Origin of the sequence: Paenibacillus sp. RRE4 (genome assembly GCF_031844205.1) — a bacterium.
In the GTDB taxonomy this organism is placed as follows: domain Bacteria; phylum Bacillota; class Bacilli; order Paenibacillales; family Paenibacillaceae; genus Paenibacillus; species Paenibacillus xylanexedens_B.
The window spans coordinates 257,059-270,056 of record NZ_JAUZUT010000003.1 but is presented as its reverse complement, the minus strand read 5'-3'; the positions used below and the strand labels follow the sequence as shown (position 1 = coordinate 270,056).

11 protein-coding genes are annotated in these 12,998 nt (G+C 46.5%); all 11 read left to right on the top strand.

The annotated features are described in order from the left end of the window. Positions 1-178 precede the first annotated feature (178 nt). The 11 genes from Q9R46_RS19835 (at position 179) to Q9R46_RS19785 (ending at position 12,649) form a co-directional block, all read left to right on the top strand. Entirely contained in the window at positions 179-1,771 is a 1,593-nt protein-coding gene (locus Q9R46_RS19835) for an MFS transporter (protein WP_311281465.1), read from the top strand. Positions 1,772-2,022: 251 nt separating this feature from the next. After that, positions 2,023-3,057 carry an LCP family protein gene (locus Q9R46_RS19830; RefSeq protein ID WP_145335015.1) on the top strand — a complete coding sequence of 345 codons (1,035 nt, stop codon included), beginning with the start codon at positions 2,023-2,025 and terminating at the stop codon, positions 3,055-3,057. 195 nt (positions 3,058-3,252) lie between these two features. Then, a complete protein-coding gene (locus Q9R46_RS19825) occupies positions 3,253-3,693 on the top strand; it encodes a CBS domain-containing protein (protein ID WP_311281464.1) in 441 nt (146 codons plus the stop codon). Between the two features lie 194 nt (positions 3,694-3,887). Beyond that, a complete protein-coding gene (locus Q9R46_RS19820; protein WP_090923575.1) occupies positions 3,888-4,190 on the top strand; it encodes a MazG-like family protein in 303 nt (100 codons plus the stop codon). Between the two features lie 5 nt (positions 4,191-4,195). Further along, complete coding sequence (locus Q9R46_RS19815) at positions 4,196-5,107, top strand: DUF2232 domain-containing protein (RefSeq protein ID WP_311281463.1); 912 nt, start codon at positions 4,196-4,198, stop codon at positions 5,105-5,107. Between the two features lie 11 nt (positions 5,108-5,118). Then, positions 5,119-7,116, top strand: coding sequence for a DHH family phosphoesterase (locus tag Q9R46_RS19810; RefSeq protein ID WP_311281462.1), 1,998 nt, complete (start codon positions 5,119-5,121; stop codon positions 7,114-7,116). Continuing rightward, positions 7,113-7,556 (top strand): 50S ribosomal protein L9, encoded by a 444-nt coding sequence (gene rplI / locus Q9R46_RS19805; protein WP_090923573.1) that lies wholly within the window; start codon positions 7,113-7,115, stop codon positions 7,554-7,556. The genes Q9R46_RS19810 and rplI overlap by 4 nt, the downstream gene beginning before the upstream one ends. Position 7,557: 1 nt before the next feature. Beyond that, entirely contained in the window at positions 7,558-8,919 is a 1,362-nt protein-coding gene (gene dnaB / locus Q9R46_RS19800) for a replicative DNA helicase (protein ID WP_311281461.1), read from the top strand. Between the two features lie 441 nt (positions 8,920-9,360). Further along, a complete protein-coding gene (locus Q9R46_RS19795; protein ID WP_311281460.1) occupies positions 9,361-10,647 on the top strand; it encodes an adenylosuccinate synthase in 1,287 nt (428 codons plus the stop codon). 159 nt (positions 10,648-10,806) lie between these two features. Then, positions 10,807-11,493: a hypothetical protein gene (locus Q9R46_RS19790; protein ID WP_311281459.1), complete on the top strand. Its 687-nt coding sequence runs from the start codon at positions 10,807-10,809 to the stop codon at positions 11,491-11,493. Between the two features lie 397 nt (positions 11,494-11,890). Continuing rightward, positions 11,891-12,649 (top strand): class I SAM-dependent methyltransferase, encoded by a 759-nt coding sequence (locus tag Q9R46_RS19785; RefSeq protein ID WP_311281491.1) that lies wholly within the window; start codon positions 11,891-11,893, stop codon positions 12,647-12,649. Positions 12,650-12,998 lie beyond the last annotated feature (349 nt).

Here is a 12,998-nt window from a genome sequence, read left to right as displayed (position 1 = left end):
TCATTGAAGTAGAATGGAGGTATTACATAATTTAGCTAATCCATATTCATAAATTGACATATATCCTCGCTTTATTTTAAAATGACCAGTGAGTCATTATTATTCATTCAGGTTTATATAGATCGTATTAAGAGTTGTTACAAGAACGTACAAGTTCAGATGAAGGAGGAATCCGGGGATGCAAAAAGAAATGAAATGGCCATTGATTCTCTTTGCCGTGGGTGTATTTATGGCCGCACTCGATAACGGAATAATTACATCGTCGCTGACCACATTAAATGCCTCGTTTGGTGTTTCGCCAACATGGGGTGCTTGGACGATTACGCTATATACGCTTGGGCTTGCAATCAGTGTACCCATTGCGGGTAAGCTGTCAGATCGATTTGGACGCAAAAAACTGTTCCTCATTGAGGTTGCTTTATTCGGAATCGGATCGCTCCTTGTTGCCTTAAGTACTTCGTTTACATTTTTCCTGATCGCCCGGGTCATTCAGGCGCTTGGTGGAGGCGGGATATTTATCATTGCAAGCTCTTATGTGCTTAGCAAGTTTCCTGCTCAGCGGCAGGGTACAGCTCTGGGACTTCTGGGAGGCATGAACGGCATCGCAGCTATTCTTGGCCCTAACATCGGCGCTTTCATCCTTGATATTACAGGCAACTGGCACTGGTTGTTTCTCATCAACGTACCGATTGCAATCCTGCTGTTCATTGCCGGAATTCGTTATATCCAGGAAGAACAGGAGTTAAGCCGAGCAGCTGTCGATTGGAGCGGCATAGCGGTCCTAACATTAGGCGTACTGAGTCTGATGTACAGCTTCAGTAATCTCGACGGTGTGAACATGCTTCAAAGCCTGGCCTCTCCCATGTTTTATAGCTTCTTTCTAGTGGGTGTAGCTGTGCTGGTGATCTTTTATTTTATGGAAAAAAGGTTGGAAGGGTCCGACCGTGAACCGGTCGTTTCCATAAAACTGCTTGGCATCGCGTCCTTCCGCTGGACGTTGCTCATTGCCTTTTTCTCAGGAGCCATTCTGGCCTCTGTTATCTTCATTCCGGGCTTTGTAGAGCAATATCTAGGCGTATCGAGCACAGCTTCGGGTTACTGGTTTACACCGCTCGCTCTGGCCTCAGGGATTGGAGCAGGAGGAGGAGGATACCTCGTTGACCGCAAAGGACCAATCTGGACATTATCGGTAGCTGGCTTGCTCTCCGCCATTGGTTTCCTATTATTTCCGCTGTGGGTAGAGCATATCTGGCAGTTTGTTATTGCGAGTACCCTTGTCGGCATTGGTTTTGGCATGATGCTGGGTGCGCCAGTCAACGTTCTGGTGACGGAACAGGCAGGCGAGAACAATAAAGGTATTGCGGTAGCAACCAGCTCTTTGTTCCGTCAAATGGCGATGGCTATTGCACCGACGATCTTCGCCGGATTCCTGGCACGTTCCTTTTCTAACCTGGGTTCGAACATCCAGTCAGGTTTAGCGAGTCGTGGAATCGAAATACCACCAGCTACACTGGAGCAATATGCTTCTGGTGGAGCATCCGGCAATGACGTCTCCAGTCTCATGGCGGGGTTGTCCAAGATTCCGGATGCCAATATACGGGAGACGTTGCTTCAGGCTGTACATCAAACGACAGGCCAGGGGTACAATGGACTTTTCTGGTCAGCAGTTATTTTTAGCGTGTTAACCTTGATTGTGGCTCTAATAACGGGGCGTCTTCGTCAAAGAGAGAAACAGGGGCAGCAACCAGATAGATCGCTGGGTTCCACATAATATGTAGAAGTAAAATGAGAAGATACGGAGGAACAGTGAACCTTTTGTAACCGAAAAGGGGTCGCTGTTCTTTTCAATTTAACCCGATTGTAACTTTTCATGATGCAGGAATGATTACAATAGAACGAGCATTAGCGGTATTCCGGCTCAAAGAGAAATAAAAGTTTGGAGAACGGCGTGTCATCAGACGTTGCTCACGTTTAATGGGTAGTAATGAATTTCAATTTTGAGAGTGAAGAAGGAATCGACGGATGAAAAGCAGAACTAAAGAAAAGAAGAAAAAAAGTCGCAAAGGCCTCTATATAACACTTATATCCCTCGTCGTTTTGCTCATTGGCGGTTATATTTTCCGTCAGCAATTGGCTGTGGCCGCTTTTGACCTGTTTCTGGCGGATACGGTAGAAGCACAGCTAACACATTCTTACGTGCCGCAGGAAGGCAATAAAACGCCTGATCCAACGGTATACCGCAAGGAACCATTTTCTGTGTTGCTCCTGGGCTCCGATAAACGAGATTACGAGAAGTCCCGCGGACGTTCGGATGCAGTCATCTATGCTGTGGTACGTCCAAAGGAATCTCGGGTGCTTCTGGTATCTATTCCGCGTGACACGTATGTGCAGATCGTAGGAAGAGACGCGGACAAGGACGGGACGGATGATTATGACAAAATCGCGCATGCTTACGCCTTCGGCGGGGAGAATATGTCCATCAATACGGTGGAAAAGTTCCTTAATGCGGACGTAGGTTATTACGCAACGATTAACTTTCAGGGGATCAAAAAGGTAGTTGACGCCCTCGGGGGCATATCGCTACCGATTGATAAGGATATCGTGAACAAAGATCCAAATCATGAGCAGTTCACGATTAAGGGCGGTAAACCGATTTATGACGGGCAGGAAGCACTCTATTACGTGAGATATCGGGAAGATAGTGACTTTAACCGCACGAATCGGCAACAAATTTTCCTGAATGCTTTTGCAAACAAGATGTTGAATCTGAATCAGATCGCGAAGATCCCTGAGTTATTTCAGATCATGGGTGATAATTTTCAGACCGACATGCAGCCTAACTTTATCATTGATCTGGCGAAACAAGTGCTGACACAGGAAAAACCACAGGTTTCCAGCTTTACGATTTTGAGCGAAGGTATGCGTAAAAACGGCATTTATTATGGGCGTGCCGATGAGAAAGATGTTCAATATGCTAAAGAGCTGATTAAAAACTGGATGGATCAATCGACCCCAGCCGGTGAAGTCATGATTCCTGACCGGCAGAAGATTGAATAGTTAACTCCATACAGATGGTTTGTCTTACACAACAATCAGCAGTACGTTTAAGCGGGCTGCTGTTTTTTTTCTTTGTGTGAGGCTTTTCATCGTGTAAGAACTTCATCCTTTTGGAACATCCTTCGTTCTATAACGTATAATATAAGTTGAGCGATCTAGTTGAACGAGAAATAGACAAGGAGGATATATGAGGGTATGAACATCGCGTTTTTTTTGCTACCCAAACAAGAGGTTACATGTGTGACGTCGGACTCTACACTGCGGCAAACGCTGGAACGGATGGAATATCATCGGTTTACAGCAGTGCCTATTTTGAATAAGGAAGGCAAATATATTGGTACGGTTACGGAAGGCGATCTGTTGTGGTATATGAAAAATGCAGAGGGGAAGATATCATTTGAAAACGCTTCAAAATTCCTTCTCAAGGACGTTCCATTAAGGCTTGATATCAAGCCGGTATCCATCGATGCCAATATGGAGGATTTAATTAATCTAGCCAAGGTGCAGAACTTTGTCCCGGTCGTGGATGATATGGAACGTTTTATCGGCATTGTGAGACGCAGTCAGATCATCGAATACTGCGAAGGAATTGTTGCCAAGGAGTCCATGAAGGCTAAAGAAATGAATTCTTTTTAAGATGATGGCACTTGCAGGGATAATCACAGTGATTATTACGAATATATATATATGAATAAGACATACGGGGCCTGGCATCGCACCTGACATGGAGTTTCGAAGACTTTCTTCGTTTTTTGGGGTAATTTTGCAGGCCCCTGTTTTATGCTATAATCGAGAATAAAGCTTTTTCGGGGGAGAGTGACTTTCGCCAAATGCCTAAAGAACTGGATGTAGCCAAGCGGGCTAAAGTGATTGAATGGCTGAAAACCGAAGTACTTGATCAAGTATCCCGATTATTCAAAGCATTGTGGGAAGGCAGCACGATTCGAATCGGAGATAGTCTTGCCAGTTTAATGATGAGCAGTTACATATTGGGCCGTCGGCTCGGTATTCCGTTTAAGGATCTCGATGCTCTGCTTGTGGAGAAATTAAAAAAGCATAAACAGGAAGGTCACCAGCTGGAAGACTGGTACCAGGATATTTCCGCGCTAGAAGATCATATGCGTAAGAGGTGAATTTGTTGAAATTTAGCTTTAAATCAGCTGTCTGGAGTGCAGTGCTTTTACTTTTGCTGCTTTCGCTATTAACTCCTTTATCGGTGCTCTCTATATTTTTTATGATGATTCCGGGAGTTATTTTGTATGCCTCGCTATCTATAAAATCCTTTATTTTGCATCTTGTTCCGGTTGCTATTATTTTGGTCATGGTCCATCCGATATATCTGTTGTTCATGGTGATCTTAATTTTGCCGGCCATCGCTATGGGTCACGCCTATAAAAATCAAAAATCGGCGTTATTTGCTCTAATGACAGGTGCCGGAACCATGCTTGCGGAATACCTTTTGTTACTTTTAGTGGGCAGTCTCATTTTCCAATTCGATCTGTCCAGTTATATCAGGGATGTGGTGCAACTGACGATTGAACCACTCACGAATTCTTCGAGTCAGATGATCAATGGCTTCGTTTGGACGCCGGAAATGACCGAAGATGTTGCTAAACAAACGCAGTTAATGATTCCTTTTGCACTGGTCGTTACATCCATGGTCATGGCATTCATTACACATATCATTGCTCGTCCGATTCTGAGTGTTATGGGCTTGAACGTATCCAAACTACCACCTGCAAGAGAATGGCGTATGCCACGTGCATTGATCTGGTATTATTTCCTCGCATTGATTATTGAGGTCGTATCCAGACAAAATGACGGATCGTATTGGAAGATGATTGCAATGAACTTGTCGCCATTAATTAACCTTGGTTTCATGATTCAGGCCATCGGTTTCTTCTTCTTCCTCTCACATACTAGAAGATGGAATCCGGTTATTCCATTTTTATTGGGTGCGGCAGTGTTCTTTATTGGTCCGCTCCGCATTGTCGGAATTATCGACTTGGCGTTCCCGATCCGTGAGGCAATATCGAAATCAAAACGATAGGGTGATGAGTCATGCCTAAATTTCTAAAGAAACGCTGGCACGGCTATTATACCGTATGGGCGTTCATACTGCTGTTGCTACTAGTGATGTTAGTTACTATCTATAACTGGACGCTTGGTTTGATTAGTCTGATACTGGCTTCGGCGCTGGGAATCGTCATGATCAAGGCTGAACTTGCATTCCGTCGGGAGCTTAATGACTATATTAATGGCCTTACCATTCGTATTAAACGTATGGAGGGTGAGGCGGTTAGCATGCTTCCCTTCGGAATTGTGCTGTATAGCGAGGATCGTACAATAGAATGGCATAACCGCTTCGTTGCAGAGATGTTCCATGAGAAGACGGTCGTCGGCAGTTCACTGCTTAACTTGTTCCCACATCTTCCCCAACCGAAGGAGAAGAAGGATAAGGATGGATCGAAAGAATCTTCCCCCAAGGAATTCCATGATGAGTTCCAACTGGATGACCGGTATTACGGTGTAATTCACAACCCGCAGGAGCGGTACGTATATGTGTACGAGATCACCGAGTTAGCTATACTGCGGGATAAATATGAGAATGAACGTATTGCACTGGGCATTCTCGTTCTGGACAATCTGGACGAGGCTGCTCAAGGCATGGATGACCAACAACGTACAGCGCTGATCGCACGAGTAGCCAGTGAGATTACAGCCTGGGCGAAGCAATATGGCGTCTATCTCCGTCGTCTTTCATCGGATCGTTACTTGATGATGCTGAATCATAAGTCTCTGCAGGAGCTTGAACAGAGCCGGTTTGTTATTCTCGATGAAGTCCGGGAGATGACAGCCGATCTGAAAGTACCGATGACGCTAAGCGTTGGCCTTGCATCGGGTTCAGACAGCATCAGCGAGATGGGAGAATTGGCACAGTCCAGTCTGGATATGGCACTTGGACGAGGCGGGGATCAAGCGGCTGTGAAGTCGGGTCAGCGTTTATCGTTTTACGGTGGTAAGTCCAATGCAGTGGAGAAACGCACACGCGTCAGAGCGCGGGTTATTGCTCATGCCCTGCGGGACTTGATGCAAGAAAGTGACCGGGTAATCGTTATGGGGCATAAAATGCCGGATATGGATGCCATCGGTGCTTCGATTGGGGTATGGAAGGCAGCGAGTCTGTACAATGTTGAGGCTCGGATTGTGCTGGACGGGGTAAATCCTTCGATTGAACGGCTGATGGAACAGGTAAACAAGGACGAGAAGTTGTCCAAAGCTCTGGTATCGCCGGAGCAAGCTACACAGATGATGACAGAGCATACGCTGCTGGTTGTTGTGGATACCCATAAGGCTTCGATGACGATGGAACCTAAACTGGTGCAATCTGCAACGCGTGTAGTGGTAGTGGATCATCATCGCCGCGGTGAGGAATTTATTAATGATGCAGTACTGATCTATCTGGAACCGTACGCTTCATCTGCCGCTGAGCTTGTCACGGAGCTTCTGCAATATATTCATGAAAAGGTGCAGTTTACCCCACTTGAAGCAACGTCACTTCTCGCCGGCATCACGCTGGATACGAAACATTTTGCATTGCATACGGGTTCGAGGACATTTGAAGCTGCGGGCTTCCTTCGTCGCAGTGGTGCGGATACCATTATGGTCCAGAAGCTGATGAAAGAGGATCTGTCAGAATATATTGCTAAGGCAGAAATCATAAAGCATGCTAAAATGGTATATGGGAACATTGCGCTGGCGGTCACTGGCCCTGGCAACAAGATCTCACAGATGATGATCGCCCAGGTGGCGGACACATTGCTGAACATGACCGACGTGGTCGCTTCATTTGTCATCAGTGAGCGTACGGATGGATTAATTGGCATCAGTGCAAGATCACTGGGTCGTATGAATGTTCAGGTCGTTATGGAACGATTAGGTGGCGGCGGTCACTTAACTAACGCTGCGGTGCAGCTTGAAGGAACGCTGGGAGAAGCGGAGAAACGGCTGATGAACGTCCTGGCTGAAATCGAAAAGGAAGAGGGGGTATTCGAATGAAAGTCATTTTTATAAAAGATATGAAGGGTCAAGGCAAGAAGGGACAAGTGAAGGAAGTATCTGAGGGTTATGCACAGAATTTCCTGTTGCCGCGTGGAATTGTGCGTCCGGCAACGGAGGGTAACATGAAGACACTGGACAATCAGAAGGCGGCAGAAGAAAGACTTAAACAGGAAGAGAAAGCTGAAGCAGAAGCACTTGCGAAGAAGCTGGAGGCAGAAGTTACGGAACTCAAGGCAAAAGCGGGTGAGGGTGGCCGTCTGTTCGGTGCCATTACGAGCAAACAGATCGCGGAAGCCTTGTCCAAAAAGGGCCTGAAAATAGATAAGCGCAAAATCGAGCTGGATGATCCGATCCGTACGCTCGGTGTAACGCAAGTGATCGTTAAGGTTCACCCTGAAGTGAAAGCAACCTTGAAGGTACAGGTAACGGAGGAGTAAGATGGGCGGCGAAATGTTATTCGACCGGGTCCCCCCGCAGAACCTGGAGGCCGAACAGGCTGTGCTGGGTGCGATCCTGTTGCAGGGCGAAGCACTGATTACAGCGATGGAACGGGTGCAAACCGAGGATTTCTACGATAAGCCCCATCAATTGATCTATGAAGCGATGATTCAGCTGGGTGAGGAAAATCAACCGATTGACCTTGTTACGCTGACTTCGCGCCTGAAGGATAAAGGTGAGCTGGAGGACATCGGTGGCGTTAGCTACCTTGCCAAGCTTGCTCACGGTGTGCCGACAGCGGCCAACGTGGATTATTATGCGCAGATTATCGAAGAGAAATCGATGCTTCGTCGTCTGATTCGTACAGCTACGCAGATCGTAAGCGAAGGCTACACAGGCGGAGAAGATGTTGCAGGTATGCTCGGGGAAGCAGAGCGACGCATCTTGGAGATTTCCAACAGACGCTCCAGCAGTGGTTTTATCGCCATCCAGGATGTACTCATGGAAGTGTTCGACAAGGTCGAAACGTTGCATCAGAACCGGGGAACGACAACAGGGATCCCTTCCGGCTTCATCGATTTGGACAAGATGACCGCTGGATTCCAGCGTAGTGACTTGATCATTGTAGCGGCGCGTCCATCCGTAGGTAAGACCGCCTTTGCCTTGAACATCGCTCAGAATGTAGGCATCAGGGCACAAGAAACGGTAGCCATCTTCAGTCTGGAGATGTCCGCGGCACAGCTTGTACAACGGATGATCTGCGCCGAGGCCAATCTGGACGCGGGAGTTCTTCGTACAGGGGAGTTCAAAGGCGATGAAGACTGGCAGAAGCTAACCATGGGGATTGCCGCTCTCAACGAAGCCAACATCTATATCGACGATACGCCAGGGATCACGGTAGCTGATATTCGTGCGAAATGCCGTCGTCTGAAAAAAGAGAAGGGTCTCGGTATGATTCTGATCGACTACCTTCAATTGATTAGTGGACGTGGTAAAGCCGGGGAGAACCGTCAACAAGAGGTATCCGAGATTTCACGTACGCTGAAACAGATTGGCCGGGAACTGGAAGTTCCGGTTATTGCCTTGTCTCAGCTTAGCCGGGGTGTAGAGCAACGTCAGGATAAACGTCCGATGATGAGTGACTTGCGGGAATCGGGTTCGATCGAGCAAGATGCTGATATCGTAGCCTTCCTGTACCGGGATGACTACTACAACCAGGAAACCGAGAAGAAAAATATTATCGAGATCATTATTGCTAAACAGCGTAACGGTCCGGTAGGAACCGTAGAATTAGTCTTCTTGAAAAACTTTAATAAATTCGTCAATTACGAGAGGGCACATAGTGATGCCTTCGCGATGTAGCGGATAGACTGCGACTACTCTGAACAGGGGTGCACAGGCTATCCGTACAACCAGTAACAGGAGAATGTCTGGTTGAATATCAGTATATACCATATATAGCGTCGATCCATCGCAAATGTAAAAGTACCGGTGAGAATGCAGTCAAGGTAAACAAGACTGAGATCACCGGTTTTTTACGGTGAAATTCGGTCATAATTCCGAACATTAACCAAGTGCCATATATAATTGTTCGCCATTTCATTTGACTTTGAAAAAGGGGACTGGTACACTAATATTGCTGCGTTAAAGCGGCGAAAACCTTCCCTTGAATGTAACGGGAGGACATTTTTACTGTCCGTTAGCACGCTTCTCAGTCGGTTTATTGCGTAACATGCCTGCCGGGATAGAGGACGGACAGACCAATACAAAGGTGCGCAAGGCACCCACGGAGGTATGTTAACTATGTCAACGGTAGTTGTAGTGGGAACGCAATGGGGAGACGAAGGAAAAGGTAAAATCACGGATTATTTGGCGGAGAGCGCTGATGTGGTGGCTCGTTACCAAGGAGGTAACAATGCTGGCCATACGATCCTGATCGACAACAAAAAATATAAATTGACGATGATTCCATCGGGTATCTTTTACACAGACAAAGCTTGTGTGATTGGTAACGGTATGGTTATCAACCCGAAGGCACTTATCGAAGAAATTAATTATATTCATGATAACGGATTTACAACGAAAAACCTGTCCATCAGTGAGCGTGCACATATCATCCTGCCTTATCATATGGTTCTGGATGCACTGGAGGAAGAGAGCAAAGGCCCGAACAAAATCGGTACAACAGGTAAAGGGATCGGCCCTTGTTACATGGACAAATCTGCCCGGATCGGTATCCGCATGGTGGATCTGCTGGATGCAGAAGATTTTGAATTGAAGCTGCGTCATCTGGTTAAAGAGAAAAATCGTGTTATCGAGCAAGTATACAACGGTACGCCGGTTGATGTGGAAGAGATTCTGAGGGATTACCTCGGTTATGCGGAAATTCTCCGTCCTTATGTGAAGGATACATCGGTTGTGCTGAATGATTTCATTGATGAGAATAAAAAAGTACTGTTTGAAGGCGCGCAAGGTGTGATGCTGGATCTGGATCAAGGTACGTATCCATATGTGACTTCTTCCAATCCGTCTGCAGGCGGTGTGTGTATCGGTTCCGGTGTTGGTCCAGCACGCATTCAGCAAGTTATTGGTGTAGCGAAAGCATACACAACTCGTGTAGGCGATGGCCCATTCCCGACCGAATTGCATGATGCGATTGGCGACCAGATCCGTGAGACAGGTCATGAGTACGGAACAGTAACCGGGCGTCCGCGCCGTGTGGGCTGGTTTGACAGTGTGGTTGTTCGTCACGCCCGTCGTGTAAGCGGCATTACAGGGCTGTCCTTGAACTCATTGGACGTTATGACAGGTCTGGATACCGTAAAAATCTGCACAGGTTACAAATTCCGTGGTGAAGTAATCACTCACTATCCGGCAAGCCTCAAAATGCTGGCTGAATGTGAAGCCGTATACGAAGAAATGCCAGGTTGGAGCGAGGATATCACAGGAGCGAAGAAGCTGGAAGATCTGCCTGTAAACACACAGAACTACGTGAAGCGTGTATCTGAACTGACAGGCATTCCGATCGCGATCTTCTCTGTAGGTCGTAACCGTGAGCAAACAAATCAAGTTCTGCCAATCTACGTATAACATGATATTTGAATGATAGATAAACCTCCAGTTGTTGCTACTTAGCGGCGACTGGAGGTTTTTTGTGTCTGTTTCGGATATAATCCCGAGATTTCCGTCAATACTGGCTAACAGGATACGTTGAACGAATGATATGTATATGGAGGGAGAGAAACAGAGATGAAGTTGCTGATGTGGTTTGTCAAAATGGTACTTATCGTGCTGCTGGTCAGTTCACTGACGTTGCTTACGACAGGTTTAATCGTGCAATCGTATGCCAAGTCATTGCTAGCCAGTTTTAATATACAGTGGGAAGGTCAGCCTATGGGTCTGATGGGCATGTTCCAAGGGGCCTTGGGCGGCAAGCAGTCCAGTGAGGGGGAAAAGTCAGAGGATACGTCTACGGATCAGCGAGCGGGAACGAAAGAGGAAAAAGCTCCGGAGAATTCAATTTCGGTGATGGGCAACGGAACGACGAACCTCGGAACCCCGGGCAACGATGAAACGGGCGGAGCAGGGGCAAGCGGGAATTCTGGAAATGGAACAGTAGACGGCAACGGAACAGCGGCTGGAAGTGACACATCAAGTGGTCAAGGAGCGAACAGTAACCAGGCAACGGGCAATGATGAAATCGTTATTACACCAGATGACATTACAGGCGCCAAAAACAAACTGCCGACGGAGGAAAAAGAACGCATTTTCACGTTGCTGATGAACAAGCTACCCCAGAAGGAAATGCAACAGATCTCAGGAGCGATGGAGGGTGGACTGACCGAGCAGGAGCTGCGAGAGATTGAACAGGTGATCTCGAAGTATCTCACGAGTGAAGAATACGATGATTTGATGCAAGTATTGCAAGCGGAATAAGTAGGCATGCTGCAACTTCTTAGCCCCGCATCCTCCAACTAGAACGACCAGTTAAACTGGATAAATGTTACATCCATATTGAAATTCACGACGCTTTTCCCATATAATTGAATGAATTAGTAGAGAAACGTACCTACCCAGGAGGAAGAGTATATGAGAATGAACCGTAAAGAACACGATATATAACAACAGGACTTCTCCTTAACACCTGCTCTCAGGCCGAGGAGTCGTGGCCCTCCGTTCATGCCTTTGTACCAGAGGTACGTTGTACCGATACCGGAGAAAAGCATGAAAATGGACTATTGGAGGCCTAATAACTATGAATACATCGAATAATACAGGTGTTAAAAATACGATAAATACATCATCAATGATGCCGGCTGAACAACTTGCTGCAATGAAGGAACGATTTGAGCAAGGATTAAAGGAAGCAGAACAGCCCTTCCATGGTTGGGATTTTGGATATATTACGGATAGTGGGCGGATGCAGAGTGGTGTGTTGTGCTGGTCTTACGACGAGATGGCACGGAGTTGTATGAAGGATGCGAAGCGAATGCTGGATATGGGCACAGGCGGTGGTGAGCTGCTGTCGAGTCTGCATCCGTTACCGCCATACACTTGTGCAACGGAAGGATACGCCCCAAATATAGCGATTGCGAAGGATCGTCTTAGCCCGTTAGGCGTAAATGTGTATCCTGTAACGGATGATTCTCAGCTTCCTTTTGCAGATGGGGAATTTGATCTAATTCTCAATCGGCATGAATCGTATAATCCACGGGAAGTCTGGCGCGTGCTTTCAGAAGGTGGAGTGTTTCTGACTCAGCAGGTAGGTTGGTCGGATTGCCGTGAGATCAATGATCGATTAGGCATCCCAATGCCATCTGATTATGCTGGATGGGAGCTCGATTTCGCCGTAGATCAGTTGGTGAGAAACGGTTTTCACATCTGGGATCAGCGTGAAGCTACGCCTGTACAGCGTTTCTATGATATCGGGGCTCTGGTTTATTATCTAAACACCATCCCGTGGCAAGTACCAGATTTTACAGTAGAACGATTCCGTGAACCATTATGGGAGATTCATCTGGAGATGGAGCGGCATGGATTCTGGGAAGTGCAACAAAAGCGGTTTATTATAGGTGCAACCAAGAATAAGTGACAATGAATCTCGAGTTGGGCGTGATGAGCCTGCCAGAGTATATAAACAGTATAAGCAATAATCATAATCCTTCATCAGAGTTACTCTGATGGGGGATTTTTTTGTATTTACATGAAAAATTGAATGCAATTTAGTAGGTCTTAGAACCTAGTCCTAGATTGAGATAAAAAGTACATAGTATAACTGGAGTTGAGGCATAATGGGTGATGGAACAGACGCTCTAACCAATGGATATATCAGGGAAACCAGATAGGACGCGGATTTTTCTTGTGAGGATAAGAGTTGAAATGACTGTAAAACCTGTGTTAAAGTATACGGGTGTGATAAAAGGTTAAAATTTTGACACTTT